Source organism: Pseudomonas sp. 31 R 17 (genome assembly GCF_900004915.1).
GTDB classification, from domain to species: domain Bacteria; phylum Pseudomonadota; class Gammaproteobacteria; order Pseudomonadales; family Pseudomonadaceae; genus Aquipseudomonas; species Aquipseudomonas orientalis_A.
The window spans coordinates 53,479-79,806 of the sequence record NZ_CVTN01000031.1; the positions used below are offsets into that span (position 1 = coordinate 53,479).

At 61.9% G+C, this 26,328-nt stretch carries 22 protein-coding genes; 6 read left to right on the forward strand and 16 right to left on the reverse strand.

What is annotated here, in order from left to right; genetic code table 11:
- The first annotated feature begins 84 nt into the window (after window positions 1–84).
- A complete protein-coding gene (locus BFP89_RS01085) occupies window positions 85–582 on the forward strand; it encodes a C40 family peptidase (RefSeq protein ID WP_065883473.1) in 498 nt (165 codons plus the stop codon).
- Window positions 583–587: 5 nt separating this feature from the next.
- On the opposite strand, the gene BFP89_RS01090 is transcribed toward BFP89_RS01085, so the two are convergent.
- On the reverse strand, window positions 588–1,220 hold the full coding sequence (locus BFP89_RS01090; RefSeq protein ID WP_065883368.1) for a TetR family transcriptional regulator: 633 nt from the start codon (window positions 1,218–1,220) through the stop codon (window positions 588–590).
- Window positions 1,221–1,370: 150 nt separating this feature from the next.
- Entirely contained in the window at window positions 1,371–1,742 is a 372-nt protein-coding gene (locus BFP89_RS01095) for a hypothetical protein (protein WP_065883373.1), read from the reverse strand.
- A gap of 358 nt (window positions 1,743–2,100) precedes the next feature.
- Between BFP89_RS01095 and BFP89_RS01100 the strand changes: the two genes are divergently transcribed.
- Window positions 2,101–4,167 (forward strand): AsmA family protein, encoded by a 2,067-nt coding sequence (locus tag BFP89_RS01100; RefSeq protein WP_065883375.1) that lies wholly within the window; start codon window positions 2,101–2,103, stop codon window positions 4,165–4,167.
- Between the two features lie 131 nt (window positions 4,168–4,298).
- On the opposite strand, the gene BFP89_RS01105 is transcribed toward BFP89_RS01100, so the two are convergent.
- Both BFP89_RS01105 and BFP89_RS01110 read right to left on the reverse strand, forming a co-directional pair.
- A complete protein-coding gene (locus BFP89_RS01105) occupies window positions 4,299–4,829 on the reverse strand; it encodes a ferritin-like domain-containing protein (protein WP_065883376.1) in 531 nt (176 codons plus the stop codon).
- 97 nt (window positions 4,830–4,926) lie between these two features.
- Window positions 4,927–5,817, reverse strand: a complete 891-nt coding sequence (locus BFP89_RS01110; protein WP_065883378.1) for a DMT family transporter — start codon at window positions 5,815–5,817, stop codon at window positions 4,927–4,929.
- A 138-nt stretch (window positions 5,818–5,955) separates the two neighbouring features.
- Between BFP89_RS01110 and BFP89_RS01115 the strand changes: the two genes are divergently transcribed.
- Window positions 5,956–6,255 (forward strand): PsiF family protein, encoded by a 300-nt coding sequence (locus BFP89_RS01115; RefSeq protein WP_065883380.1) that lies wholly within the window; start codon window positions 5,956–5,958, stop codon window positions 6,253–6,255.
- Between the two features lie 177 nt (window positions 6,256–6,432).
- A complete protein-coding gene (locus BFP89_RS01120) occupies window positions 6,433–7,446 on the forward strand; it encodes an AI-2E family transporter (protein ID WP_065883382.1) in 1,014 nt (337 codons plus the stop codon).
- Window positions 7,447–7,569: 123 nt separating this feature from the next.
- Here the strand turns inward: BFP89_RS01120 and BFP89_RS01125 are convergent, their stop codons facing one another.
- Window positions 7,570–8,838 carry an Hsp70 family protein gene (locus BFP89_RS01125; protein WP_065883383.1) on the reverse strand — a complete coding sequence of 423 codons (1,269 nt, stop codon included), beginning with the start codon at window positions 8,836–8,838 and terminating at the stop codon, window positions 7,570–7,572.
- Window positions 8,839–9,076: 238 nt separating this feature from the next.
- Between BFP89_RS01125 and BFP89_RS01130 the strand changes: the two genes are divergently transcribed.
- A complete protein-coding gene (locus BFP89_RS01130; RefSeq protein WP_065883385.1) occupies window positions 9,077–10,015 on the forward strand; it encodes a DnaJ C-terminal domain-containing protein in 939 nt (312 codons plus the stop codon).
- A 79-nt stretch (window positions 10,016–10,094) separates the two neighbouring features.
- Complete coding sequence (locus BFP89_RS01135; RefSeq protein ID WP_065883387.1) at window positions 10,095–16,046, forward strand: NEL-type E3 ubiquitin ligase domain-containing protein; 5,952 nt, start codon at window positions 10,095–10,097, stop codon at window positions 16,044–16,046.
- A 65-nt stretch (window positions 16,047–16,111) separates the two neighbouring features.
- Here BFP89_RS01135 and ureC read toward each other — a convergent pair whose 3' ends face one another.
- From ureC to urtA, 11 genes are all read right to left on the reverse strand, one after another.
- Entirely contained in the window at window positions 16,112–17,812 is a 1,701-nt protein-coding gene (gene ureC / locus BFP89_RS01140) for an urease subunit alpha (RefSeq protein WP_065883389.1), read from the reverse strand.
- 118 nt (window positions 17,813–17,930) lie between these two features.
- Window positions 17,931–18,236, reverse strand: a complete 306-nt coding sequence (locus BFP89_RS01145) for an urease subunit beta (RefSeq protein ID WP_065883391.1) — start codon at window positions 18,234–18,236, stop codon at window positions 17,931–17,933.
- The gene (locus tag BFP89_RS01150) at window positions 18,233–18,766 is read right to left on the reverse strand and encodes a GNAT family N-acetyltransferase (RefSeq protein ID WP_065883393.1); all 534 of its coding nucleotides are present in this window, start codon (window positions 18,764–18,766) and stop codon (window positions 18,233–18,235) included. The genes BFP89_RS01145 and BFP89_RS01150 overlap by 4 nt, the downstream gene beginning before the upstream one ends.
- 5 nt (window positions 18,767–18,771) lie before the next feature.
- Window positions 18,772–19,284: a GNAT family N-acetyltransferase gene (locus BFP89_RS01155; protein ID WP_065883395.1), complete on the reverse strand. Its 513-nt coding sequence runs from the start codon at window positions 19,282–19,284 to the stop codon at window positions 18,772–18,774.
- A 9-nt stretch (window positions 19,285–19,293) separates the two neighbouring features.
- A complete protein-coding gene (gene ureA, locus BFP89_RS01160; protein WP_003171437.1) occupies window positions 19,294–19,596 on the reverse strand; it encodes an urease subunit gamma in 303 nt (100 codons plus the stop codon).
- A 144-nt stretch (window positions 19,597–19,740) separates the two neighbouring features.
- Window positions 19,741–20,580 carry an urease accessory protein UreD gene (locus tag BFP89_RS01165; RefSeq protein ID WP_065883396.1) on the reverse strand — a complete coding sequence of 280 codons (840 nt, stop codon included), beginning with the start codon at window positions 20,578–20,580 and terminating at the stop codon, window positions 19,741–19,743.
- 31 nt (window positions 20,581–20,611) lie between these two features.
- Window positions 20,612–21,310, reverse strand: a complete 699-nt coding sequence (gene urtE, locus BFP89_RS01170; RefSeq protein WP_065883398.1) for an urea ABC transporter ATP-binding subunit UrtE — start codon at window positions 21,308–21,310, stop codon at window positions 20,612–20,614.
- Between the two features lie 132 nt (window positions 21,311–21,442).
- Window positions 21,443–22,276 carry an urea ABC transporter ATP-binding protein UrtD gene (gene urtD, locus BFP89_RS01175; protein WP_163032567.1) on the reverse strand — a complete coding sequence of 278 codons (834 nt, stop codon included), beginning with the start codon at window positions 22,274–22,276 and terminating at the stop codon, window positions 21,443–21,445.
- Complete coding sequence (gene urtC, locus BFP89_RS01180) at window positions 22,273–23,340, reverse strand: urea ABC transporter permease subunit UrtC (protein WP_065883403.1); 1,068 nt, start codon at window positions 23,338–23,340, stop codon at window positions 22,273–22,275. The genes urtD and urtC overlap by 4 nt, the downstream gene beginning before the upstream one ends.
- Entirely contained in the window at window positions 23,340–24,842 is a 1,503-nt protein-coding gene (gene urtB / locus BFP89_RS01185) for an urea ABC transporter permease subunit UrtB (RefSeq protein ID WP_065883405.1), read from the reverse strand. Before urtB ends, urtC begins: the two co-directional genes overlap by 1 nt.
- A gap of 137 nt (window positions 24,843–24,979) precedes the next feature.
- Entirely contained in the window at window positions 24,980–26,245 is a 1,266-nt protein-coding gene (urtA, locus tag BFP89_RS01190) for an urea ABC transporter substrate-binding protein (protein WP_065883407.1), read from the reverse strand.
- Between the last annotated feature and the right edge of the window lie 83 nt (window positions 26,246–26,328).

A 26,328-nucleotide genomic window follows, 5' to 3' on the forward strand; every position in this document is an offset into this window, starting at 1 on the left:
CAAGAGCCAGAGAATCGGCCTTCGTGAGCTTACGTGGTGGTTCTTTAAGATTCGCGCCGTGTTTAATCCGTCGCGATGTTCATCATGTTCAAGTCACTTATCTGTTCTGTCATTGTCAGCCTGTCTTGTCTTATTTCCTCAGCCTCGGCCACTCTTCAACAGCCGCCGACGTTTGTTTCCGCCCATGCACCGTCTTCGGTCGAAAACGTGATCGACCGCGCCCATCAACTGCTCGGTACGCCCTACAAGTGGGGCGGTACGTCCACCGAGCAAGGGTTCGATTGCAGCAGTTTCCTGGTCTATCTGTTCAAGACCCAAGCCAATATCCAGCTGCCGCGCACCACGGCTGCGATGCACCGCTCAACGGCCGCGACCATCAAGCGCGCGGCGTTGAAGCCGGGCGACGCGGTCTTTTTCAAAGGCAATGGGCAGGGACGGGTCAGTCACGTCGGGCTGTATATCGGCGATGGCAAATTTATCCATTCACCGCGTACCGGCAAGAACGTGCGTATCGATTCGTTGAGCAATAGCTACTGGAACAGGCACTACACCACCGCCAAGCGCTTTCACAAGGCCGGCTGATCGTTCTACTCGGTGCTGCCCAGGCCTTGCCAATGCTTGAGGCCGATAAAGATAAAGCGCAATTGCTGGGTGATCTTCGCCTGGGGCGTGAGGTGGGCAGGCAAGGCCTGGGCGGGAGGGTCGATGATGTCGGGCAGGGTGGCAAATACACTTTTGACGATCAGGTCGGCCATCACGTGCAAGCCGTCGGCGTCCAGGTGCTGCAGCTTGGGCATCAGCGTAAGGTCGGCCGCCAGGTCGCGGGTGATGTCTTCGCGCAGCGCGCCGATGGCTTGGCGCACGGCCAGGCAACCGCCGTATTGTTCGCGGGCCAGGAACAGGAATTGGGAACGGTTGGCCGAGACCACATCGAGAAAGATCCGCACGGACGCATCGATGATCCCGCCCATGACGAATTCGTTGTGGCGCACCAGGCGAATCGTGGCGCGGAATGTCTGGCCGACTTCACTGACCAACGCGAGCCCAAGCTGGTCCATGTCGGCAAAATGGCGATAGAAGCCGGTGGGCACGATGCCCGCTGTCTTGGCCACTTCGCGCAGGCTCAGGCTGCCAAACCCACGGCCACACTCCATCAGATGGCGGGCAGCGTCCATCAAGGCGAGGCGAGTCTGTTGCTTCTGTTCGGCGCGGGGCAGCATGAGCGGATGGGCTTTGTCGGCGAGTACAACGACGCACTCTAGCAAAAGCGCTTTGCCGGCGTCGAACTTGACGGGGGCAGACGTGACGCGGTCTATAGAAAAGCAAAAGCCCGATCGGTAGATCGGGCTTTTTTCTGGGCCACCACGGGCTTAGCTCTGTGCTTGATGCAGTTCTTGCAGACGGTCGGCACCGCCTTCAGCGATACCCTGGGTGTAGGCACGGTCATTGGCTTGTTCAGCGCCGCCTTCTACCAGACCTTTTTCCTGCAGGCGGTCGTTGCCACCTTCAGTCAGGCCTTCGGTGTAGGCACGTTTGTTGGCCTGCTCCGAACCGTTTTCAGCGACAGCGCCTTTGGCGTAGTCACGGTTTTCATCTTCCTGCGAACCGCTGCGGGCCAGGGTCTGGCTCGACTGCACGGCCTGGGACTGGTTCTGTGGGGTGGCCTGTTCGGCGGCTGGCAGGGCAAAGGCACTGGAAGCCAGGACGGATAACAGGACGGTAGCAAGTACTTGGCGTTTCATGATGGTTGCTCCTCGGGAGGGCGATAAAGTGGGTACAGGGCTAATGCTACTCTTGATAAGTCGATATAAAAGTTCATAAACACAATGGTAATAATCAACAGAATTGATTGTTCTCGCGGGAGGCTCTAGCTCGCGCCTCTCAAGCACGCGGTTTTGCACCGTAGTGGGTATTTTCGACACGCACCTGGGTAACAATGGTGCGTGGTTGATGAGCGGAAACGGTCTGATCGATCAGGAAAATCGCTTTTTTCGGCTAAATCGACCGTTGCGTTAAACCCCCGGGCACTTTGCCAGTCGTAGTCCTATAAGCTGTTTCAAAGGCTGTTGCCCAGCCAGTCGTAATCAGGAGTTTTGTGCAATGACGCGCACTCGAAAAATCGTCGCCTGGTGCTGCGCCAGCTTCGTTCTGTTAATTGCCATTGCGGTATTGGTCCTGGTGTTTTTTGACTGGAACCGCATCAAGCCGCCCCTTAATGCCAAGGTCTCCGAAGAGTTGCACCGCCCGTTCGCCATCAACGGTAACCTGGCGGTGGTGTGGCAGCGTGAGCCCGACGAGGGCGGCTGGCGGGCCTGGGTGCCCTGGCCCCACGTGATTGCCGAAGACCTGAGCCTGGGCAATCCCGATTGGTCCAAGCAACCGCAGATGGTCACGCTCAAGAAGGTCGAATTGCGTATTTCACCCTTGGCGTTGCTGGCACAACGCGTGGTGATCCCGCGTATCGACCTTACCGAGCCGAGCGCCGACTTGCAGCGCCTGGCCGACGGACGCGCCAACTGGACCTTCAAGTTCGACCCCAAGGACCCCGACGCCGAGCCTTCGAACTGGGTGGTGGATATCGGCGCCATCGGCTTCGACAAAGGCCACGTCACCCTCGACGACCAGACCCTCAAGACCCGGCTCGATGTGATCATCGACCCGCTGGGCAAGCCGATCCCCTTCGGTGCAATCGTCGGCGACGCGGATGCCAAAAAAGCCCTGGAAAAAGGCTCGGCCCCCCAGGACTACGCGTTCGGCCTCAAGGTCAAGGGCCAGTACCATGGCCAGGCGCTCGCCGGCACCGGCAAGATCGGCGGCCTGCTCGCCCTGCAGGACGCGGCCAAGCCGTTCCCGCTGCAGGCCCAGGTCAAGATCGGCGACACCAGCATCGCCCTGGCCGGCACCCTGACCGACCCGCTGAACCTCGGCGCCCTGGACCTGCGCCTCAAACTCGCCGGTGCCAGCCTGGGCAACCTCTACCCGCTGACCGGCGTGACGTTGCCCGATTCGCCGGCCTATTCAACCGACGGTCATCTGATCGCCAAGCTGCATGAAACCAGCGGCGCGTCCTTTCGCTATGAAAACTTCAACGGCAAGATCGGCAACAGCGATATCCACGGCGACCTGGCCTACGTGGCCAGCCAGCCACGGCCCAAGCTCAGCGGCGCGCTGGTGTCCAATCAACTGCTGATGGACGACCTGGCGCCCTTGATCGGCGCCGACTCCAACGCCAAGCAGAAAGCCCGCGGCGGTGAAAGCAAGCAACCGGCAACCAAGGTGCTGCCGGTTGAAGAGTTCCGCACCGAGCGCTGGCGCGACATGGATGCCGACGTGGAATTCACCGGCAAACGCATCGTGCACAGCGCCGAGCTGCCGTTCACCGACCTTTATACGCACCTTGTGCTCAACGACGGTGAGCTGAGCCTTGAACCCCTGCGCTTCGGCGTGGCCGGCGGCAAGCTCGATGCGCAGATCCGCTTGAACGGCCGCACCACGCCAATGGAAGGCCGGGCGAAGCTCACGGCGCGTAACTTCAAGCTCAAGCAGTTGTTCCCAAGCTTTGAGCCGATGAAAACCAGCTTCGGCGAACTCAACGGCGACGCCGATATTGCCGGGCGCGGCAACTCCGTGGCAGCGCTGCTGGGCACCTCCAACGGTGACCTGAAGATGCTGATCAACGACGGTGCGATCAGCCGTAGCCTGATGGAAATCGCCGGCCTCAACGTGGGCAATTACGTGGTGGGACGCCTGTTTGGCGACAAGGAAGTGAAGATCAACTGCGCTGCGGCGGACTTCGGCATCAAGACCGGCCTGGCGACAACCCGCTTGTTTGTGTTCGATACCGAGAACGCGATCATCTACGTCGATGGCACGGCGAATATGGCGACCGAGCAGTTGGACATGACGATCACGCCGGAGTCCAAGGGCTTCCGCCTGTTCTCCCTGCGCTCGCCGTTGTATGTGAACGGGCCGTTCATCAAGCCCAATGCCGGCGTCAAGGCCATCCCCCTGGCACTGCGTGGCGCGGGCATGGTCGCCCTGGGTGTGATCGCAGGTCCTGCGGCCGGGTTGCTCGCCTTGGTCGCGCCAAGCGGCGGCGAGCCGAATGCGTGTGCACCGTTGCTGCAACAGATGAGAGAAGGCAAGGCGCCCAAGACCGTGAAGTAACTGACTGCCCCTGAAACCAAATGTGGGAGGGGGCTTGCCCCCGATAGCGGTATATCAGCCAATCAATCTTTGACTGAAACACCGCTATCGAGAGCAAGCCCCCTCCCACATGGGTAGTGCTGTGCGGCTGATTACAGGCCTTCCAGAATATCCGCCATGTCGTCGGCGTGTTCTTCTTCCTGGGCCAGGATGTCTTCGAAGATGCGACGGGTGGTCGGGTCTTTATCACCGATGTACTGAATGATTTCACGGTAGCTGTCTACCGCGATCCGCTCGGCCACCAGGTCTTCGTAGACCATTTCTTTCAGCGAGTTGCCCGCCACGTATTGCGCGTGGGAGTTCTTCGACAGCAGGTCGGGGTTGAATTCCGGCTCGCCGCCCAACTGCACGATGCGCTCGGCAAGTTTATCGGCGTGTTCGGCTTCCTGGGTGGCGTGCTCCAGGAATTCATCGGCGGCGACGCTGGCTTTCAGGCCGCTGGCCATGAAGTAGTGACGCTTGTAGCGCAATACGCAGACCAGTTCGGTGGCCAGCGATGCGTTGAGCAGGCGGATAATTTCTTCGCGGTCGGCGTCATAGCCTTCGGTCACGGCACCGTTTTCGACGTTCTGGCGGGCGCGGCTGCGCAGGGTCGCAACGTCAGTCAAGTGTGCTTCAGTCATCTCAATCTCCTGGGGCTAATCCGGTTTTACGCCACGCTCTGCCGGCGTGATCGCTCCCAGTTGTGAGTCGCGAGAGAGGCGAAAAGTTTTATCGGATTTAACAGGATGTGTCACGACGAGGTCTGACCGGCGTGGTCCAGCGCTCCGACAGGACGACCCCACCCAAGGTCAGCAACCCTCCCACCAGGTGATAAAGCGCCAGCGCTTCCTTCAGCACCACCGCCGCGATCAAGGCAGTAATCAGTGGAAGCAGGTTGAAAAACAACGTGGTACGGCTTGGCCCCAGGGTTTTGACCGAGTGCATCCACGCCAGCGGCGCCAGCATCGAAGCCAGCAGGCACGCATACAGCACCAGCGGGATATTCGCCCAGCCCAGGCCCGCCTTGGCGGAGAACAGGAACAGCGGAAACAGCACCGCCACCGCCACCAGCACTTGCAGATACAACAGCACCAACGGCGGCAGGCGCAGTTGCCATTTTTTCAGCAAGGTGCTGTAGACCGCGTAGGCCAGGGTGGCGACCAGCATCATGGCGTCACCGAGGTTGATCCCGTGTTGCAGCAACGCGCCCAGGCTGCCGGATGACACCACCACCAAAACCCCCGCGAACGACAGCACCGCGCCGGTCAGCGCGCCGAAGGTCAGGCGCTGGCCGAGGCTGATAATGGCGGCGGTCAGGGCCATCAGCGGCATCAGCGAGAGGATGATGCCCATGTTGGTGGCACTGGTCAGCGTGGCCGCGTAATAGGCCAGGCTTTGATACACGGCCATGCCCAGCACCCCGAGCATGAAAATCTTGCCCAGGTTCGGGCGGATCAGCGGCCAGTTGGCGATCACCGGCTTGAACATGAACGGAGTGAACAGCAGCGCCGCGAACAGCCAGCGATAAAAGCCGATTTCAGCCGGGAAAATCGAACCCACCGCCAGTTTGTTGACCACGGTGTTGCCGGCCCAGATAAGGATGGCCAGCAGGGGATACGCGTATTGCATCGAAAGCAAACCCAATGTGTTGAAGAGGTGGAAGCGATACCGTCGGACGACTATTCGCCGCCGGTGAAGTTGTAACAGGTTTTGACTACACTGCGTTGTAGGCCGTGCCCTTCGGTACGGTAACAGGGAGAAAACTCCATGAAGATGCTGCGTATTCCGCTGTTGATGATGGGCCTGCTGCTGTGTTCCCAGGGTTTTGCCGCCACCGCCCAGCAAAACAAAATGACCACCTGTAACGCCGAGGCCACCACCAAGACCCTCAAGGGCGATGAGCGCAAGGCTTTCATGAAGACCTGCCTGTCGGCCCCGGCGGCCAATGATGCCAAGACCCTGACCCCGCAGCAGCAAAAGATGAAAGACTGCAATGCGTCGGCGAAAACCCAAGCGTTGACCGGCGATGCGCGTAAAACATTCATGAGTACCTGCCTGAAGAAGTAATAGCCCCAGGCCATAGAAGGCTGCGACACTCGCACGCAGTCCCTTTGTAGGCGCGAGCTTGCTCGCGAAAAACGTGAACGATCAAACGGGCACCCTGACTAAACGCGGTGCCCTTTCGTTTTTCGCGAGCAAGCTCGCTCCTACAACATCCTTTAACGCCGTTCGTTTTGAGGCTGTATGCCAACGTTTTCTCAGCGTCATGTGTTGTTGCTGGCCAGCTACATCATCATTTTCGGCGGACTGCTGCTGGTGCTGCCGCTCAAATTGCTGCCCAGCCTGCTGGCCGGCCTGTTGGTCTATGAACTGGTCAACATGCTCACCCCCCAACTGCAACGGCTGATCGAAGGGCGGCGTGCGCGCTGGCTGGCGGTGGCCCTGCTCGGCACTCTGATCGTCAGCGTACTCGCGCTGATCTTCGCCGGCGCCATCAGCTTTCTGCTCCATGAAGCGGAAAACCCCGGCGCTTCGCTCGACAAATTCATGGGCGTGGTCGATCGCGCGCGCGGCCAGTTGCCGCCGTTTTTGGACGCCTACCTGCCCGCCAGCGCCGCCGAGTTTCGCGTGGCCATCGGCCAATGGCTGAGCAAGCACCTGAGCGAACTGCAGCTGGTGGGCAAGGACGCCGCGCACATGTTCGTCACCTTGCTGATCGGCATGGTGCTGGGCGCGATCATCGCCCTGCAACGCGTGCCTGACCTGACCAAGCGCAAACCCCTGGCTGCGGCGTTGTTCGACCGCCTGCACCTGCTGGTCCAGGCGTTTCGCAATATCGTCTTCGCCCAGATCAAGATCGCCGCGCTCAATACCGCCTTCACCGCCGTGTTCCTCGCCGTGGTCCTGCCGCTGTGCGGCATCCACCTGCCGCTGACCAAAACCCTGATCGTACTGACCTTCCTGCTCGGCCTGCTGCCGGTGATCGGCAACCTGATGTCCAATACCCTGATCACCATCGTGGCCCTGTCGTTGTCGATCTGGGTGGCGGTGGCGGCGCTGGGGTACCTGATCGTGATCCACAAGGTCGAGTACTTTCTCAACGCGCGGATTGTCGGCGGGCAGATCAGTGCCAAGTCGTGGGAGTTGTTGTTGGCGATGCTGGTGTTCGAGGCGGCATTCGGCCTGCCGGGGGTGGTGGCGGGGCCGATTTACTATGCGTATCTCAAGAGTGAGTTGAAGCTCGGCGGGATGGTTTAAGCCTTGTGTTGCCTGGGCTGACGCTATCGGGGGCAAGCCCCCTCCCACATTTGAAGGTGTTCACACATCAAACTGTGGGAGGGGGCTTGCCCCCGATGGGCGCGCCGCAGTTTCAGCTAAAACTCAACTGCCGTAGCGCTTACTCGCCTCAATCGCCAAACCACTCCCAATACTGCCAAAGATATTGCCTTCCACGTGCCGCGCATTCGGCAGCATCGCCGCAATGCTGTGGCGCAGCGCCGGGATGCCGCTGGAGCCACCGGTAAAGAACACCGTGTCCACCTGGGCCACGCTCACCGAGGCGTCATTGAGCAACTGCGTGACACTGCCGCGCACGCGTTCGAGCAGGTTGTCGATGGATGACTCGAACAGCGCCCGGCTCAGGTCCACGCTCAGGCCCGCTTCGATACGGTCCAGTGGCACATGGCGGCTGTCGTCCTGGGTCAGTTGGATCTTGGTCTCTTCCACTTCCATGGCCAGCCAGTGCCCGGCGCGCTGTTCGATCAATTTGAACAGGCGGTCGATGCCGCCGGTGTCTTCGATGTCGTAGCGCATGCTGCCCAGGGCCAGCTGGGATTTTTGCGAGTACACCGAGTTGATGGTGTGCCAGGTGGCCAGGTTCATGTGGTGGCTGGTGGGCATGTAGGCGCCGCTTTTCATGCGGCTGCCATAGCCGAACAGCGGCATCATGCCGGCCAGCGAGAGCTGTTTGTCGAAGTCGGTGCCGCCGATGTGCACGCCGCCGGTGGCGAGGATGTCGCTCTGGCGGTTGTCGTTGTGGCGGCGATCCGGCGACAGACGCACCAGCGAAAAGTCGGAGGTACCGCCGCCGATGTCGACAATCAGCACCAGCTCTTCTTTCTCGATGGTCGACTCGTAGTCGAACGCCGCCGCAATCGGTTCGTACTGGAACGAGATGTCCTTGAAACCGATCGCGCGCGCCACGTCGACCAAGGTGTTTTCCGCCTCCTGGTCGGCCATCGGGTCGTCATCGACGAAGAATACCGGACGGCCCAGCACCACTTCTTCGAACTCACGACCGGCATTGGCTTCGGCGCGGCTCTTGAGCTGGCCGATAAACAGTGCCAGCAGGTCGGTGAACGGCATTGCGGTGCCGAGCACGCTGGTGTCGTGCTTGATCAGCTTGGAACCCAGCAGGCTCTTGAGCGAGCGCATCAGGCGGCCTTCGTAGTTCTCCAGGTATTCGTGCAACGCCAACCGACCGTACACCGGACGACGCTCTTCAAAGTTGAAGAAGACCACCGACGGCAGGGTGATTTTGTCGTCCTCCAGCGCGATGAGCGTCTCCTCGCCGGGGCGTATCCAGCCGACGGTGGAGTTGGACGTGCCAAAGTCGATGCCGCAGGCACGGGCTGGAGATTCGTTTTTCATGTCTATCGGGTTCCGGTTGCAAAACGGCCGCGCAGTGTATGCCAGTCGACGCCGGATGCGTAGGCCGACCATCTGTTAAATACTGCTTGAAAGCGCGACATTTGCCCCCACATCTGGTGCATACGGCATGTGCCGAATGACACTGCGACGCACCCCAGGCCGCAAGACTCAACACGTGCAAACCAGCGCACCTTGTGGCCAGGCTGTGCGATCTCGATTTAAGGATGGTGAACCGCCGATGGATTTCAAAGATTACTACAAGATTCTGGGGGTCGAGCCAAGCGCCGATGACAAGGAAATCAAGGCCGCCTATCGCAAGCTCGCCCGCAAGTACCACCCGGACGTGAGCAAGGAGAAGGACGCCGAAGCCAAGTTCAAGGACGCGTCCGAAGCCTATGAAGCGCTCAAGAGCGCCGACAAGCGCGCCGAGTACGACGAACTGCGCAAATATGGCCAGCATGGCCAGCCGTTCCAGGGCCCGCCCGGTTGGCAGAGCCGTGGCGGCTTTGGCGGTGGCGCCGGCACTGAAGACTTCTCGGATTTCTTCAGCTCGATCTTCGGCTCGCGGGGCGACGCGTTTGGCGGCGGCCAGCGTCGTCCTGCCGGACGCAAGGGCCAGGATGTGGAGATGCAGCTGTCGATCTCCCTTGAGGAAACCCTGTCCACCGAATCCAAGCAGATCAGCTTCCAGGTGCCGCAATACGATGCGTCCGGTCGGCACGTCAGCAACACGGTCAAGAGCCTGAACGTGAAGATCCCCGCCGGCGTGGCCGACGGCGAGCGTATCCGCCTCAAGGGGCAGGGTGCGCCGGGCATTGGCGGTGGGGCCAATGGCGATCTGTACCTGATTATCAAGTTCGCGGCCCATGCCCGTTTCGAGGTGGATGGCGAAAACCTGATCATCAACTTGCCGCTGGCGCCGTGGGAATTGGCCCTGGGCGCTGAAGTGGCAGTGCCGACCCTGACCGGCAGGATCAACCTCAAGGTGCCCGCCGGCAGCCAGAACGGCCAGCGCATGCGCGCCAAGGGCCACGGTCTGTTGAACAAGGCCGGGCAGCGCGGTTATCTGTTCGTGCAGCTCAAGGCGGTGATGCCTAAAGCCAGCGATGAAGAGGTCAAGGCGCTGTGGCAGGCGTTGGCGGAAAAAGCCGCATTCAACCCGCGCGAGCACTTCTGAACCGGTTAACTATGTAGGCTTTTCAACACGGGTCGTTCGATAGGCTGGGGGCTTTGCTCTCAACCAAGGACGACCCGCCATGCCGGATTCTCTGCCTCCTCCTTCCAGTGCCGAAGGGACCTTCAACGTCGACCTGCGCGGCGTTCACTACGACTTCCTCAAAGACCGCGTGCCCGCCTGGTTCAACCAATCGGCTGCGCAGCGCCAGCAAGAACTCGCTGACCACGAAATGGAGCTGCCCAGCTGGTACTTGAGTGCCACGGCGCAGTCCAGAAGCGAGCTGGCGGCCAGCCATATTCGTTACCGCGACGCCTTGAACCGGGTCGAGAACACCCTGGGTACGATCAAGGACGTACTGGATTTCGCCGAGCAGCCGCTCAAAGACGCCATCAAGCAGCAGTTCAACCTGGATCTGGATGTGCGCCAGGTGTACTTGGTGCGCAAGTACGCATTTAAAGGCCGCGATGACTTTTATGGTTTTCTGGTATTCGACCAGCAGAACGATGGGTCCCTGAGCTACGAGTACCGGGGTGTTTCCCTGCTCGAGGCGGCCCTGGCCAATTTCGAGGCCGACGAGGAACAACCGCTGCCGTGCAACGACTGCCAGCTCATTACCACGTGGAGTGGCTATGACGGCGAGGTGTTGTCCACCTTCCACGCCGTAAACGCCCAGGCGGTGAGCCTTGCGCCCCATGCATTTGCCAGGCTCTGCCGCACCCTTGATCTGGGTGAGCAGTATCAGCAGCACCTCAAGGCGATTGTGCAGCCCGAGGACGGCGCCGAGCGTGACGCGCTGGAGAAGCAATTAGAAGAATATCACCGCCAGTCACTGGCCCTGGGCAGCGAAATCGCCCGGCGCCAATACACCGGCAGCCTCACCAATGGCCGCACGGGTTGGGGCATCAGCGACACGGCTTATCGCATGCTCCAGCAGGTGGTGGCCGATCCCGCCAGCGCCACGCTCGATGGCAAGCCGGTGACCTTTGCGGCGTTGCAGGTGTTCGGCAGTACGCTGGTGGGCCCCGTGCTGATTGGCCCGAACCGTCAAGATAGCGAGCGGGTCGAGCGTGTGGTGGTGTATATCCCCAACGACCCCCAGCAGCCCGTCAAGGAGTACGCCTCCAGCGCCGACTTTATGGTCGATCTGCGCACGCGCTTGCACAGTGCGTCCTATCGGCGGTTTTTCAGCAGTTTTGTGCCACAGCGTGAGCAAGGGGTGTTTTTCAAGCAGTTCGACGCCCTGTACAAACCCGCCAACGGCGCGGCCGCCGATTACCCGATCAAGCCGAGGGCGGCGCGGTTGCCGCTGGCGCAGATGGGGATCAGCGGCAATCTCTGGGAACAACTGCGCCAGGCCCAGGTGCGCAAGATCCTGTCCGACGGGCGGGCGGTGGCGGTGCCCACCGGCGATGAAGACCGCAAGGCGCGGCTTGAGCGCTTGTCGAGCTACCTGGATGCGGTCATCAGCGTGTACAACCTGGCGGCGTTCGTGGTGCCGGGCTTGGGGCCGATCATGCTGGCGGTGGGGGCCGCGCAAATGGCCAGCGAAGCCTTCGAGGGCATTGAAGCGTACGAGCAGGGCGACGTTAAGTCGTTGTGGGCACATTTTTCCAGTGTGGCGCTCAATGCGGCGTTTATCGGCACCGGGGCCAAGGTCCTGCCGCAAGTGAAGGTATCGAGCATGGTCGATAACCTCAGGCCCATCACTCAGCCCGATGGTCAATCGCAACTATGGAACCCGGACATGGGGGCGTACAAAATCCCTGTAGACCTGGGCGCTGACGCCAAGCCGGATCGCCTCGGGCTTTACCAGCACAAGGGTGAGACGATCCTGCCCCATGAAGGCGACTATTACCGGGTCAAGCAGGATGCCCGCACCGGCGACTACCGCATCCAGCACCCGAGCCGCCCCGAGGCCTATGCGCCCCTGCTGGAGCATAACCATGCCGGTGCCTGGAGCCATGAAGTCGAGGAGCCGCTGACCTGGGACACCCCCACCCTGATGCGGCGCCTGGGCCTCACCCGTGAACCCCTCAGTGCCGAGCGCCTGGAGCACGCCCGGGACGCCAGCGGTGTCGGCGTGGACGCGTTGCGCGAGACCTTCGTCGAGCATCAGCCGGTGCCCATGTTGCTCAACGAGAGCATCACGCGTTTCAAGCTGCACCAGCAACTCACGACGTTCATCGAGCAATTGCGCAGCAGCGACCCGGCGGTCTACGCCAAGGCCGACATCGCCTTGCAAATGCACATTCTGCGACGGCGCGGCCTGCTGCCCCAGGAACCCCCTCTGCGGGTGCTTGACCGTCACGGCACGCTGTTGTGGGAAGACGATGCACGGCCATCGCTGGCCAAGCGCGTGGTGGTGCTCAGTGAGCAGCACATCGCCCGTGGCGAGTTGCTTGAAGAGGTGCTGAACACGCTGCAAGGCGTTGACCCCGCGCTCAAAGGCATTCCCGGCACTGGCGAGGATTCACTGCAGACCCGGGCCGGTCTGTTGCGCCAGGACATTGCCGGTGTGGTCGAGACCTTCAAGGGCGCGCTGCTCGAGGAGCGTTACAACGCCCTGAGCGCCGGTGATGATCCCGATGTGCGGCTCATCCGTGACAGCTACCCACACTTGCCCGAACCGGTCGCGGCGCAGTTACTCAAGCACCTCGATACGCCGGCACTGGAGGCACTGCGCGACACGGGGCGGCTGCCGCCGGAAAGTGCCGAACTGGCGCAGTGGTGCGAGCAGGAAACCCGTGTGGCCAAAGCCTATGAAGGGCTGCACCTGGACACACTGGCGCACATCGACAGCCAGCGCCTGGCCCTGCGCACCCTTGAAACCTTGCCGGGATGGCCACGGGGGACGCGGGTGGAGCTGCGTCAGTATTCGGCTGCCGGCCCGCTGCTCGACGCCATCGGCTCGCCGGACTGGCCCCACACCAGGGTGCTGGTGCAGATGGACAACGGCCTGTTCCAGGCACCGGCGCCACGGGATTTCTACGCTGGCGCCTGGGATGCTTTGTCTGGTCCCGAGCGCCAGGGCCTGGGGTTCACCGATGCGCAGCAATTGAAGGCGGCGATTCAACACACTCCACTGCCGCGAGAGCCATTGCGTACGGTGCTGCTGGAGCACCCGGTGCGCAAGCCGGCTTACGACCCGGCCATGCGCCTGCTGGGTGGGGGGCGCGGCATCATCCAACGGGTCACTGACCTGCTGCGCTCATCCGAAAGCCGTGAACGGGAGCAGCGCAGAACGCAATACAAGCGCCTGGATACAACGCTCAAGGAGTGGGTCAAGGTGCACGAGCAGCCCACGGCCAGTGCTCTGGCGCGTGTGCAGGACCCCGCAGTGAGTATCGCGAACAGCATCAGGCGGTGCTGGCGACGGGATAGCGGCGAATCGCTGCACTTGTCCGGAGCCGGGGTACTGGAGTTGCCAGCGTTGGAAGGGGATTTCAGCCATGTCCAGTCGCTGGAGTTGTCCAGGTTTCGCTGGTCTGACAGTGCCCACAGGTTCCTGAGCAACTTCAGCCAATTGCGCAGTTTGCGGATCAGGGACTGCGGGTTGACTGAACTGCCGGAAGTGGTGGGTGATATGAACACGCTCGTCTCGTTGGACCTGAGCGGACAGGGACGTAGTGCTGGGCGGATATACCGTGGGCGAGTCAGCAGCAATCAAATCCGACTGACCCGCCAAAGCGCCGGAAAAATCAGTGCGATGGCTGATCTTGAGACACTGTCGCTGGCGAATAACCCGCTGAGAGTAATACCGGACTTCAGTGGCATGCCCCGGTTGAAAACCCTCAACCTCGCGCACACCGAAATGGATCAGTGGCCAACCGGCCTGAGCAGCCAGGCCAACCTTGAAATGGTGGATCTGAGCTTCAACCGACTGCGTGAAGTGCCGGAGCAGAACCTCAGGCCTGCACCCGACCAGCTTGACAGGGTCGCCAGGATCAACGGGGTGACCTTGCTGCGCGAAAACGCATTCCCCGCCGAGTATTGGCGCGAGCTCGACAGCTATTGGAAGCGCTTGAGCGAGACCCGCCCAGACCTCATCAAGGGCGCCCTACCCGATGCATTCGACAGTGGTAATCCCGATGTCGAAAAATATCGGCGGGTGTACCCAGGTAAAAGCAGCCAGCAAGCCAGGGAGTTCCTCTGGCGGTCAGGCGCGGACGCGGGTGCGGAGCTGACCAGGCTGGAGCAGGAGTTCGACGTGCTGCAAAACCAGTTGAGTGCCTGGGTCTTTTCGGGCGGCGGTGAGCGTCAGCGTTATGTGCGCATGGGCGAACGGCAGGCCAACACGGCCGCGATGACGGACAGGTACACCGCGCAGCAACGTATCCTCGAATGCTGGCGACGCGAGACCGAACCGAAGTTAGCCAATGACGGCACACCTATCGGCCTGGAGCTGGATTTGAGTGGCTTGAACCTGCCCAGCCTGCCGGATCTGGACGTGGACTTCAGCCACGTCGGCTCACTCAAATTGAACAACATGCACTTGAGCGCTTCACCCGAGGGGTTTCTCGCGCGCTATCGGCACCTGCGCTGGCTGGACATGTCGAATAACCAGCTGCGCGAGTTGCCGCCGGCCCTGGGGGACATGCACGGCCTGACGCGTTTGATGCTGCAAAAAAACCAGATCCGTCTGACCGCGCAAACGGCGCGTATTCTGTCTGAACGCACCACCCTGCGCGCGTTGCTCATACATGACAACCCACTGGGTATCAGCCCGGACTTCAGCGGTATCACCGATCTGCGTACCCTCAGCCTGGCCAGGACCCAGATCGACACCTGGCCGGTCGGCCTGGCGGAACAACCGGCCCTGGACACCATCGACTTGCAAGACAACCAGATCACAAGCATTCCCGCCGCCGTGATTGCCCCCTCGGCGGAACGGTTGGAGCAGATGACCCGGATCAACCGCGTGACCCGCGTGACCGACAATCCGTTATCCGAAGAGACCCAGCAGCGGGTGCAGGATTATGCTGCCCGGCTGCGGCAGGCGAGGCCGCCCGGGGCGCAGGAAATCAATCTGTTGGTGGAGTCCGCCAGGCAGGTTCGCGGGGGCCGGGTGATCACGGCCGCGCAAGAAACGCCGTTCCTGCGCTGGACCTCCAACCTGTCCGCCGAGCAAATCGCCGCCAGACGGACCCAGTGGTTTGCATTGCGCGACCAGCCGGGTGCCGATGGTTTGTTCAACAGTGTGCTCGAGCGCCTCGATCTGGCTGGAGCTGACCGGGGGGAGCAGCAGCGTCGGGTCTGGGAAATGCTGGACGCGATCAGCGAAAACACCCCGCAATCGGACCGGTTGCGCCAGGAGCTGTTTGATCGGGCGGGTGAGCCGCGTTGCTGTGATCGTGCGGCGTTTACCTTCAGCAACCTGGAGGTGCAGGTGCTGGTCCACCGGGCTCGCGCACAGGCGCTCGGTGAGACGCCGGGGCGCGCCTTGTCGCAGTTGTCCAGAGGCCTGTTCCGTCTGCATGAGGTCGATAAAATCGCTTCGGCGGATATCCAGCGCAGTGAAGCCATCGTTAACGATCCGGCGGTGTCCCTGGCCGAAAAACAGCCCCACAGAAGCCGACTGAATGAGGAAGTGGAAATCCGCCTGGCTTATCGTCACGGCCTCAAGGACCGTCTGAAATTGCCCGCGCAACCCGCCCATGTCAGGTTTACCGGCCTGGTGGGTGTCACTGCGCCAATGCTCGATGCGGCCTATGAAAAAGTCGTCGCGCTGAATAACTCGGCGCAGGAGTTTCAGGCGCTGCTGGCCCGGGAGTTCTGGCAGGACTATCTGGCCCACAAATACCGGCCGCAGTTCGAAGCACAGAGCCTGCCGCATCAGGAAGAGCTGGTCACGCTGACTGATCGTTTCAACGCGGGGGACCTTACCGAAGGCGTGTACAAGCAAAAGGCCAACGATGAGCAGGCCAGGCTGGCGGTCAAGGAAGCGGCGTTGATCGAGACCTTGAGTCGCCAGGAATTGGCGGAGCATCCCTTGGACGGTGAATCGTCCGAGGAGGAAGCGACTGACCTGTAGCGGCCAGGAGGTCCGGCCTGCGCCCGCCACCTGGCGGGCACCGGCCTGCTGTGGATCAAAAGCCGTTAAAACAGGAAGTAACGCTGCGCCATGGGCAATACCTCGGCGGGCTCGCACCACAGCAACACGCCGTCGGCCTTGACCTGGTAGGTCTGTGGGTCAACGTTGATGTGGGGCAAGTAGTCGTTGTGGATCAGGTCGGTTTTCTGCACATCGCGGCAGCCCTTGACCACGGCGATCTGCTTCTTCAGTCCCAGGGCCTCGGGCACTCCGGCGTCCTGTGCCGCCTGGCTGATAAAGGTCAGGCTGGTGGCGTGCAGCGAGCTGCCGAAGCTGGCGAACATGGGCCGGTAGTGTACGGGCTGCGGCGTAGGGATCGAGGCGTTGGCGTCGCCCATCAGGCTTGAGGCAATCGCGCCACCCTTGAGGATCAGGGTCGGCTTGATGCCGAAGAACGCCGGGCGCCAGAGCACCAGGTCCGCCCATTTGCCCACTTCGATGGACCCGACGATATGGCTGATACCGTGGGTGATCGCCGGGTTGATGGTGTATTTGGCGATGTAGCGCTTGGCGCGGAAGTTGTCGTTGCCGGGGCCGTCGCCGGGCAGGGCGCCGCGCTGTTTTTTCATCTTGTCGGCGGTCTGCCAGGTGCGTGTGATGACCTCACCGACACGGCCCATGGCCTGGCTGTCGGAACTGATCATCGAGAACGCGCCCAGATCATGCAGGATGTCTTCGGCGGCGATGGTCTCGCGGCGGATACGGCTTTCGGCGAAGGCCACGTCCTCGGCGATGCTTGGATCGAGGTGATGGCAGACCATCAGCATGTCCAGGTGTTCGTCGATGGTATTGCGCGTGAACGGCCGGGTCGGATTGGTGGAGCTGGGTAGCACGTTTGCAAAGCCGCAGGCCTTGATGATGTCCGGTGCATGGCCGCCACCGGCGCCTTCGGTGTGGTACGTGTGAATGGTGCGGCCCTTGAGTGCGGCCAATGTGGTTTCAACGAAGCCGGACTCGTTCAGTGTGTCGCTGTGGATCGCCACCTGCACGTCGTACTCATCGGCCACGCTCAGGCAGTTGTCGATGCTCGCGGGCGTGGTGCCCCAGTCTTCATGCAGCTTCAAACCAATGGCGCCGGCCTTGACCTGTTCGATCAGCGGCTCGGGCAGACTGGCGTTGCCCTTGCCGGTAAAACCGATGTTCATCGGGAACGAATCGCTGGCTTGCAGCATGCGCGCCAGGTGCCATGGCCCCGAGGTACAGGTGGTGGCATTGGTGCCGGTGGCCGGTCCGGTGCCGCCGCCGATCATGGTGGTGACGCCGCTGGTGAGCGCTTCTTCGATCTGCTGCGGGCAGATGAAATGCACGTGGGAGTCGATGCCGCCGGCGGTGAGGATCATGCCTTCGCCCGCGATCACTTCGGTGCTGGCGCCGATGGCCATGGTCACGCCGGGCTGGATATCCGGGTTGCCGGCTTTGCCGATCGCATGGATACGGCCGTTCTTGAGGCCGACATCAGCCTTGACGATGCCCCAGTGGTCGATAATCAGCGCGTTGGTAATCAGGGTGTCCACCACCTCATGGGCGAGCAACTGGCTCTGGCCCTGGCCGTCGCGGATGACCTTGCCGCCGCCGAATTTGACCTCTTCGCCGTAGACGGTGAAGTCCCGTTCCACTTCGACGAACAGCTCGGTGTCGGCCAGGCGCACCTTGTCACCGACGGTGGGGCCGTACATGTCGGCGTAGGCTTGGCGGGTGATTTTCATGTGTGTGCCCTGAAGAGTATGTGTTGAATGTGAAGTCGCTATCGGGGGCAAGCCCCCTCCCACCTTTGGTTTGTGAACACAGTCAAAATGTGGGAGGGGGCTTGCCCCCGATAAGGCCCTAAAGGTCGCCCATGATCCGCCCGGCAAACCCGAATACCCGCCGCCCGCCGCTTAAATCCACCAGCTCGACCTCACGACTCTGTCCCGGCTCGAACCGCACCGCCGTTCCCGCCGGAATATTCAGGCGCATGCCGCGGCTTGCAGCGCGGTCAAACGCCAGCGCGTCATTGGTTTCGAAAAAATGGTAATGCGAACCCACCTGGATCGGCCGGTCGCCGCTGTTGGCCACGCTCAAGGTGACGGTGCGGCGCCCGACATTCAGTTCGATCTCGCCAGGCTGGATCTGATATTCACCAGGAATCATGCAGGTTGCCCCAGGGTCTTGAAGTAGATGGCGGTCGGGCTGTAGCGCCCGTCCGGGCTTTGGCAGTAGTCGGGCAGTTCGCCGACTTTGGTGTAGTGCAGGGACCGGTAGAAGGCCTCGGCACCGGAGCCGGCCTCGGTGTCCAGGTACAGCAGGCCGCGCTTGTGCTGGCGGGCGGCGAGTTCCAGGGTGTTCATCAATTGCTGGCCCAGGCCATGGCGGCGGGCACTGCTGTGCACCAGCAACTTTTGCACCTCGGCGCGGTTCAGGCCGTTTGCTTTCTGGCACAGCGCCAATTGCACGCTGGCGACCACTTGTTCTTCGCGCACCACTACCCACAGCAGCAGGCTGGCGTCTTCGATACCGGCTTGCACGCCGTTCAGGTACTCGCGGGCCTGGGTCTCATCGAAGTCGGCCATAAAGCCCACCGATGCGCCATGCTGCACCGCGTCCAGCAACAGCTCGATCAAGCCCAGGCGGTAATGGGCAAAACTTTCCGCATTGACGCGACGCAGGTGTGCAGCGCTCATCGATCTCACTCCTTGGGCGGTTTGGCGCCCGGATTCAGCGTCAGTTGCATAAAGGTCAGGTCCAGCCAGCGGCCGAACTTGATGCCCACTTGGGGCATCTGCCCGGTGGTGATGAAGCCCAGGCGTTCATGCAGGCGGATCGAGGCCTGGTTGCCGCTTTCGATGGCCGCGACCATGACGTGCTTGCCGCAGCTGCGGGCGCGCTCGATCAGGGCCAGCATCAACTGCGGGCCGAGGCCTTTGCCGCGCTGGTCATTGCGCACGTACACCGAGTGTTCGACGCTGTAGCGAAAGCCCTCGAAGGGGCGCCAGTCGCCGAACGAGGCGTAGCCGGTGACTTCATCGTTTTCCACCGCCACCAGGATCGGGTACTGCTGCGCCTGGCGTGCGCTGAACCAGGCGTGGCGGTTGGCCAGGTCCACCGGTTGCTCGTTCCAGATTGCCGTGGTGTTGAGCACCGCGTCGTTGTAGATGGCGCGGATCGCCGGCAGGTCGTGTTCGGTTGCATCACGAATCATCGCTGCACCTTACGCAATGGGTTGATGAACGGTGACCAGCTTGGTGCCGTCCGGGAAGGTGGCCTCCACCTGGATATCCGGGATCATTTCCGGGATGCCTTCCATCACCTGTTCGCGGCTGAGCAGGGTGGTGCCGTAGTGCATCAGGTCGGCCACGGTGCGGCCATCGCGGGCACCTTCCATCAGCGCGGCGGAGATATAGGCGATGGTTTCCGGGTAGTTGAGCTTCACACCGCGCGCCAGTCGCCGTTCGGCGACCAGGCCTGCGGTGAAGATCAGCAGCTTGTCTTTTTCCCGTGGGGTCAGGTCCATGGTTCAAGGTCCTTTAAATGCATTCTTAAATACAATGAAGATCAAGTGTGGGAGGGGGCTTGCCCCCGATTGGGGGGTGTCAGGCACTGCATCCGTTACTGACCCACCGCCATCGGGGGCAAGCCCCCTCCCACATTTTGATCTTCATGTGCTCCAGATTCGTGGTGCGACTGCTTCGCGGCCCAGCAGCGCCGGGCGCAACAACCGCCATAAATCAATCAACCACCCCCGCGCCAGCAGCGCTTCACTGGCCAAACAACGCGCCACCAGCAACCCGGGCAATTGGGTCAAGTCGCCGCGCACCGCGTGTGGCAGTGAGCGGCAGTGTTCGAGCAATTGGGGATCGATCTCACCGGTCACCAGCAACGTGGCGAACACCGGTTGCCCGTCCAACCCGATGGGCGAATCCAGCAAGCCATCGGCGCCCACAATGCGCTGGCGCTCATGCCAGAGCAACTGGCCGTCGCGGCGGATATCCAGGTGCGATTGAAAGTGCCCGAGGTCGAAGCGCTCGCCACTGGCGGGGCGTCCGAGGGCGACCACATCCCAGTAGAACAGCCGCGCATCGCCTTGCAGGTCGATGCGCGTGGTGAGCTCGGCCTGGGCCGCGCTGAACACGATGGTTTCCTGGGGCAGCCATTCCAGCGTCGCGCCGGCCTCGACGGTCAACTCGACGTGCTGAAATGCCGGGCCGCCGGCGCGGTACCACTTGGCTGCGCCGGGGCTGGTCAACTGCGCCCAGGCATCGGTGCCGACGTGGGCGCTGATGTCCAGGCGATCGCCACCGGCAATCCCGCCGGGCGGGTGCACGATGATGTGCTGGCACACCTCGGGGCCTTCGGCATACAGGTGCTTTTGCACCCGCAGCGGGCCAAGGTGACGGCGCATGACCGGGCGCGTGGTGTCGCCGAAACGCGCATAGCCCAGTTCCAGCTCGGCGTGCCAGCTGGGGGTGAACAGGGCAGGGGAAACGGGCAGGTTCATGGCTGAGTGCTTATCGTCAGGAGGCTACAGATTAGATGGTTACGAGACCGCGTACACCCTCGCTTTCCATATTTTCACCACGGCCCTGCTGCACGATTTCGCCGCGTGACATCACCAGGTACTGGTCGGCCAGTTCGGCGGCAAAATCATAGAACTGCTCCACCAGCAGGATCGCCATATCGCCACGGGCGGCGAGTTGCTTGATGACGGCGCCGATTTCCTTGATCACCGATGGCTGGATGCCTTCGGTGGGTTCGTCGAGGATCAACAGGCGCGGACGGCTGGCCAGGGCGCGGCCGATCGCCAACTGCTGCTGCTGACCACCGGACAAGTCGCCGCCGCGTCGATGCTTCATTTGCAGCAGTACCGGAAACAATTCGTAGATGAACGCAGGCACTTCCCTGGCTTCGGCGCCCGGGAAGCGCGAAAGGCCCATCAGCAGGTTTTCTTCCACGGTCAGGCGCGCGAAAATCTCGCGTCCTTGCGGCACATAAGCGATCCCGGCATGCACGCGCTGATGCGGCTTGAAACCGGTAATGGTCTTGCCTTCCCAGTTCACTGCGCCTTCCTTGGCCGGCAGCAGGCCCATCAGGCACTTGAGCAGGGTGGTCTTGCCCACGCCGTTGCGCCCGAGCAGGCAGGTGACTTCGCCGATCTTCACATCAAAGGACAGCCCGCGCAGGATGTGGCTACCGCCGTAATACTGGTGCAGCTTGTCGACTTGCAGCATCCAAAAACCTCCTCAATCCCCTGTAGGAGCGAGCTTGCTCGCGAAAAACCTGAGGGCACCGCGTGCATTCAGAATGCCCGCGCTATCGTTGACGATCTTCGCGAGCACGCTCGCTCCTACGGGAAAACCACCTTAGCGACCGAGGTAAACCTCGATCACCCGCTCATTTTCCTGCACCTGTTCCAGCGACCCTTCGGCCAATACGCTGCCCTGGTGCAGCACGGTGACGTGGTCGGCAATCGAGCCGACAAAGCCCATGTCGTGCTCCACCACCATCAACGAGTGCTTGCCGGCCAGGCGCTTGAACAGTTCGGCGGTGAATTCGGTTTCGGCGTCGGTCATGCCCGCCACCGGTTCATCCAGCAGCAACAGTTGCGGGTCCTGCATCAGCAGCATGCCGATTTCGAGGAACTGCTTCTGGCCGTGGGACAGCAAACCGGCGGGCCGATGCACCGAGGCGGTGAGGCGGATGGTGTCGAGCACTTCATCGATGCGGTCTTTCTGCTCGCCACTCAGGCGTGCGCGCAGGCTGGCCCACACCGACTTGTCGGTCTTCTGCGCCAGCTCCAGGTTTTCGAACACGCTCAACGCCTCGAACACGGTCGGCTTCTGGAACTTGCGACCGATGCCGGCCTGGGCGATCTGCACCTCGCTCATGCCGGTCAAGTCCAGGGTTTCGCCGAACCAGGCGTTGCCGTGGCTGGGCCGTGTCTTGCCGGTGATCACGTCCATCAGCGTGGTCTTGCCCGCGCCGTTGGGGCCGATGATGCAGCGCAGTTCACCGACGCCGATGTAGAGGTTGAGGTCGTTGAGCGCCTTGAAACCGTCGAAGCTGACACTGATATCTTCCAGGGTCAGGATGGTGCCGTGACGGGTGTTCAAGCCCTTGCCGGCCGCCTGGCCGATGCCGATCGCATCGCGGCCGCTGCCCGCATCGAAAATAGGTTCAAGCATGACGTTCCTCATTTCTTCAGCAGCCCGATGACGCCCTTGGGCAGGTACAGCGTGACGATGATGAACAGCGCCCCGAGGAAGAACAGCCAGTACTCCGGAAAGGCCACGGTGAACCAGCTCTTCATGCCGTTCACCACCCCGGCGCCGAGCAGTGGACCGATCAGCGTGCCACGCCCGCCCAGGGCCACCCACACGGCGGCTTCGATGGAGTTGGTCGGCGACATTTCGCCGGGGTTGATGATGCCCACCTGCGGCACATACAACGCGCCCGCCAAACCGCACAGCACCGCGCTCAGCACCCACACGAACAGCTTGAAGCCACGCGGGTCATAGCCGCAGAACATCAGGCGGTTTTCCGCGTCACGCAGTGCGGTGAGCACGCGGCCGAATTTGCTGCGGGCCAGGCGCCAGCCGATGTACAGGCTGGCCACCAGCAGCAGTACCGTGGCCACGAACAACACCGCCCGCGTGCCTGGTTCAGTGATGCCAAAGCCGAGGATGCTGCGGAAATTGGTAAAGCCGTTATTGCCGCCAAACCCGGTTTCATTGCGAAAGAACAACAGCATCCCGGCAAAGGTCAGGGCCTGGGTCATGATCGAGAAATACACGCCCTTGATCCGTGAGCGGAAAGCGAAGAAGCCGAACACCAGGGCCAGCAAGCCCGGCGCCAGGACCACCAGGCACAGCGCCCACCAGAAGTGTTGGGTGCCCACCCAGTACCAGGGCAACTCGGTCCACGACAGAAACGTCATGAACGCCGGCAACTCATCGCCCGATGCCTGGCGCATCAGGTACATGCCCATGGCATAACCACCGAGGGCGAAGAACAGGCCGTGGCCGAGGGACAACATGCCGGCGTAACCCCACACCAGGTCCAGCGCCAGTGCGACGATGGCATAGCAGAGAATCTTGCCGACCAGCGTCAAGGTATAGGCCGACACATGCAGCGGGTTGTCCGGCGACAGCAGCGAACCCAAGGGCAGAGCCAGCAGCAGCAACAGGATCACCACGCCCACTGCAATCGTCACCTTGGGGCCGGCCTTTTGCGTGGCCGTTAGCATCAATGGCTGATTCATCAGTCGATCACCCGTCCTTTCAGTGCGAAGAGTCCCTGCGGGCGTTTCTGGATAAACAGAATGATCAGCGCAAGGATCAAAATCTTGCCGAGCACCGCACCGATCTGCGGCTCCAGGATCTTGTTGGCGATCCCCAGGCCAAAGGCCGCCGTCACGCTGCCGGCCAACTGGCCGACACCGCCCAACACCACCACCAGGAACGAGTCGATGATGTAGCTCTGGCCCAGGTCCGGGCCGACGTTGCCGACCTGGCTCAGCGCCACGCCGCCCAGGCCCGCGATGCCGGAGCCGAGGCCGAAGGCGAGCATGTCCACGCGTCCGGTGGGCACGCCGCAGCAGGCGGCCATGTTGCGGTTCTGGGTGACGGCGCGCACGTTGAGGCCCAGGCGCGTCTTGTTCAGCAGCAGCCAGGTCAACACCACCACGAACAGGGCGAACGCAATGATCACGAGACGGTTGTACGGCAGCACCAGGTTGGGCAGCACTTGAATGCCGCCGGACAGCCATTGTGGATTGGACACTTCAACGTTCTGCGCACCGAACACCAGGCGCACCAACTGAATCAGCATCAGGCTGATGCCCCAGGTGGCGAGCAGGGTTTCCAGTGGCCGGCCATACAGGTGACGAATCACCGTGCGCTCCAGCGCCATGCCGATGGCGGCGGTGACGAAGAACGCCACCGGCAGGGCGATCAGCGGGTAGAACTCGATGGCCTGGGGCACGTAGCGCTGCATCAGCAACTGCACCACGTAGGTGGAATAGGCGCCGAGCATCAGCATCTCGCCGTGGGCCATATTGATCACGCCAAGCAGGCCGAAGGTGATCGCCAGGCCCAGGGCCGCGAGCAATAGAATCGAGCCCAGGGACATACCGCTGAAGGCCTGGCCGAGGATCTCACCGAACATCAATTTGCGTTTGACCTGGGCCAGGCTGGTTTCGGCGGCGGTGTGCACGGCGGCATCGGTTTCGACGCCGGGCGCGAGCAAGGCTTCCAGGCGCGTGCGGGCCAGCGGGTCGCCGGTGCTGCCGAGCAAGCGCACCGCGGCCAGGCGCACCACCGGGTCGGTGTCGACCAGTTGCAGGTTGGCCAGGGCCAGGCTGAGGGCGCTGTGCACCTCCTCATCGGTTTCGGCGGCGACTTGCTGGTCGAGGAATTTCAGTTGCGCAGGCACTGCGCTTTTTTGCAGGGTACGCGCAGCATTCAAGCGCACCTTGGGGTCGGCGGCGAGCAATTGCTGACTGGCTTGTACATTGTCGATCAGGCCGCGCAGGCGGTTGTTCAGGCGCAGGGTTTTGGTTTCGCCGTTGAGCGTGAGCTGGCCTTGCGCAAGGGCGTCCACCAGCTCGATGCGCGCAGGATCGGGGTTGGCGGCCCACGCCTGGAGGAGTTTGGCTTGCTGCACCGGGTTGGCGGCAAGGAAGTCGTCGGCGTCGCTGGCGTGTGCGGCCAAAGGCAGCAACAGCAGCAATGCCAGGAAGCAGCGTTGAAGGGCAGTGGGCATACACAATGTCCTGATCATGCGGGGACAGTGTGGGAGGGGGCTTGCCCCCGATGGCAGTGTGTCAGTTGATGAATATAGGTCTGACACTCCGCTATCGGGGGCAAGCCCCCTCCCACATTTTTGACCTGTAGTGGGCTTCAGTTGCTCTTCACCGCATAGTCCGGTTTTTTGTCATTGCCCGGAATGTACGGGCTCCACGGCTGGGCGCGGATCGGCGCTTCGGTCTGCCACACCACCGAGAACTGCCCGTCGGCCTGGATCTCGCCGATCATCACCGGCTTGTGCAGGTGGTGGTTGGTCTTGTCCATGGTCAGGGTGAAGCCCGACGGCGCGGCGAAGGTCTGGCCGGCCAGGGCTTCACGCACTTTGTCGACGTCGGTGGACTTGGCTTTCTCCGCCGCCTGGGCCCACATATGGATGCCTACGTAGGTGGCTTCCATCGGGTCGTTGGTCACGGCTTTGTCCGCGCCCGGCAGGTTGTGTTTCTTGGCGTAGGCTCTCCAGTCGGCGACGAATTTCTGGTTCACCGGGTTCTCCACCGACTGGAAGTAGTTCCACGCCGCGAGGTTGCCCACCAGCGGCTTGGTGTCGATGCCGCGCAGTTCTTCTTCGCCCACCGAGAATGCCACCACCGGTACATCGGTTGCCTTCAGGCCCTGGTTGGCCAGTTCTTTGTAGAACGGCACATTGGAGTCGCCATTCACGGTGGAAATCACTGCGGTCTTGCCGCCGGCGGAGAACTTCTTGATGTTGGCGACGATGGTCTGGTAATCGCTGTGGCCGAACGGGGTGTAGACCTCTTCGATATCCTTGTCCGCCACGCCTTTGGCATGCAGGAACGAGCGCAGGATCTTGTTGGTGGTGCGCGGGTACACATAGTCGGTGCCGAGCAGGAAGAAACGCTTGGCGCTGCCACCTTCTTCGCTCATCAGGTATTCCACCGCCGGGATCGCCTGCTGGTTGGGCGCCGCACCGGTATAGAACACGTTCGGCGACATTTCCTCGCCTTCGTATTGCACCGGGTAGAACAGCAGGCCATTGAGTTCTTCGAACACCGGCAGTACGGATTTACGCGACACCGAGGTCCAGCAGCCGAACACCACGGCGACCTTGTCCTGGGTCAGCAACTGCCGGCCTTTTTCCGCGAACAGCGGCCAGTTGGACGCCGGGTCCACCACCACCGGTTCGAGCATCTTGCCGTTCACACCGCCCTTGGCGTTGATCTCGTCGATGGTCATCAGCGCCATGTCTTTAAGCGAGGTTTCGGAGATCGCCATGGTCCCGGACAACGAGTGCAGGATGCCGACCTTGATGGTCTCGGCGGCCTGGACGGTCCAGGTCAAGCCCATAGCCGCAATGGATGCCGACAGGGTGAATGCCTTGATCAAACTGCGACGCTTCATGGTGCGATCTCCGTGAACTCAACAAGGGTGTGAGGGACAAGTTGAGCAGGGGATTGCAAGCGCTGTGCCGAGTCGCCAAACCC

Excerpts from the sequence above, each read along its gene's own strand:
- urtB (WP_065883405.1), bottom strand. The coding sequence starts at position 24,842 with ATGCCCACTGCCCTTCAACGCTGCTTCCTGGCATTGCTGCTGTTGCTG.
- BFP89_RS01125 (WP_065883383.1), bottom strand. The coding sequence starts at position 8,838 with ATGAAAAACGAATCTCCAGCCCGTGCCTGCGGCATCGACTTTGGCACG.
- BFP89_RS01090 (WP_065883368.1), bottom strand. The coding sequence starts at position 1,220 with ATGCTGCCCCGCGCCGAACAGAAGCAACAGACTCGCCTCGCCTTGATG.
- BFP89_RS01100 (WP_065883375.1), top strand. The coding sequence starts at position 2,101 with ATGACGCGCACTCGAAAAATCGTCGCCTGGTGCTGCGCCAGCTTCGTT.
- ureA (WP_003171437.1), bottom strand. The coding sequence starts at position 19,596 with ATGGACCTGACCCCACGGGAAAAAGACAAGCTGCTGATCTTCACCGCA.
- BFP89_RS01085 (WP_065883473.1), top strand. The coding sequence starts at position 85 with ATGTTCAAGTCACTTATCTGTTCTGTCATTGTCAGCCTGTCTTGTCTT.
- BFP89_RS01135 (WP_065883387.1), top strand. The coding sequence starts at position 10,095 with ATGCCGGATTCTCTGCCTCCTCCTTCCAGTGCCGAAGGGACCTTCAAC.
- urtC (WP_065883403.1), bottom strand. The coding sequence starts at position 23,340 with ATGAATCAGCCATTGATGCTAACGGCCACGCAAAAGGCCGGCCCCAAG.
- BFP89_RS01165 (WP_065883396.1), bottom strand. The coding sequence starts at position 20,580 with ATGAACCTGCCCGTTTCCCCTGCCCTGTTCACCCCCAGCTGGCACGCC.
- BFP89_RS01105 (WP_065883376.1), bottom strand. The coding sequence starts at position 4,829 with ATGACTGAAGCACACTTGACTGACGTTGCGACCCTGCGCAGCCGCGCC.
- BFP89_RS01120 (WP_065883382.1), top strand. The coding sequence starts at position 6,433 with ATGCCAACGTTTTCTCAGCGTCATGTGTTGTTGCTGGCCAGCTACATC.
- BFP89_RS01150 (WP_065883393.1), bottom strand. The coding sequence starts at position 18,766 with ATGAGCGCTGCACACCTGCGTCGCGTCAATGCGGAAAGTTTTGCCCAT.
- urtE (WP_065883398.1), bottom strand. The coding sequence starts at position 21,310 with ATGCTGCAAGTCGACAAGCTGCACCAGTATTACGGCGGTAGCCACATC.
- BFP89_RS01155 (WP_065883395.1), bottom strand. The coding sequence starts at position 19,284 with ATGATTCGTGATGCAACCGAACACGACCTGCCGGCGATCCGCGCCATC.
- BFP89_RS01095 (WP_065883373.1), bottom strand. The coding sequence starts at position 1,742 with ATGAAACGCCAAGTACTTGCTACCGTCCTGTTATCCGTCCTGGCTTCC.
- BFP89_RS01145 (WP_065883391.1), bottom strand. The coding sequence starts at position 18,236 with ATGATTCCTGGTGAATATCAGATCCAGCCTGGCGAGATCGAACTGAAT.
- BFP89_RS01130 (WP_065883385.1), top strand. The coding sequence starts at position 9,077 with ATGGATTTCAAAGATTACTACAAGATTCTGGGGGTCGAGCCAAGCGCC.
- urtA (WP_065883407.1), bottom strand. The coding sequence starts at position 26,245 with ATGAAGCGTCGCAGTTTGATCAAGGCATTCACCCTGTCGGCATCCATT.
- BFP89_RS01110 (WP_065883378.1), bottom strand. The coding sequence starts at position 5,817 with ATGCAATACGCGTATCCCCTGCTGGCCATCCTTATCTGGGCCGGCAAC.
- ureC (WP_065883389.1), bottom strand. The coding sequence starts at position 17,812 with ATGAAAATCACCCGCCAAGCCTACGCCGACATGTACGGCCCCACCGTC.
- BFP89_RS01115 (WP_065883380.1), top strand. The coding sequence starts at position 5,956 with ATGAAGATGCTGCGTATTCCGCTGTTGATGATGGGCCTGCTGCTGTGT.
- urtD (WP_163032567.1), bottom strand. The coding sequence starts at position 22,276 with ATGAGGAACGTCATGCTTGAACCTATTTTCGATGCGGGCAGCGGCCGC.